A 503-nucleotide genomic window follows, 5' to 3' on the forward strand; every position below is an offset into this window, starting at 1 on the left:
ATGAATGCCGTAACGCTTTATCATCGTCTGCCGTATTCGCTGCGCTGCGCCTCGGCGAGCGCGCGCGGGCTGTATCTGCGCTGGTGGCGCTACAACGCCGCCACCGACCGGGCCGTGGCCGAGATCCTCAGCCGCGAGACCTGGAGCCCGGCCCAGTGGCAGGCCTGGACGGACGAGGAGCTGGCCCGCCTGCTGCACCGCGCCGCGACCCGGGTGCCCTGGTACCGCGAGCACTGGGCCCGGCGCCGGCGCGAGGGCGACCGGCGCTCGTCCGAGCTTCTGGAGCACTGGCCGGTGCTCGAGAAGGCGCAGCTGCGCGCCAACCCGCGCGCCTTCCTGGCCGACGACTGCCGGCCTGCGCGCATGTTCGGCGTGCACACCAGCGGCACCACCGGCACCCCGGTGCACCTGCTGCAGAGCCGCGCCACGGTGCTGCGCCAGTACGCCCTGATGGAGGCACGCTGGCGCGGCTGGAACGGCGTCTCCCGCCGCGACCGATGGGC

At 73.8% G+C, this 503-nt stretch carries 1 protein-coding gene; it reads left to right on the forward strand.

Features of this window, described 5'->3' with window-relative positions; translation table 11 throughout:
- Positions 1-503 (forward strand): hypothetical protein (locus VB618_RS19750; RefSeq protein WP_329798461.1); only part of this gene is annotated, 503 nt, incomplete at both ends.

Origin of the sequence: Microvirga sp. CF3062, from assembly GCF_036314045.1 — a bacterium.
Lineage (GTDB): Bacteria > Pseudomonadota > Alphaproteobacteria > Rhizobiales > Beijerinckiaceae > Microvirga.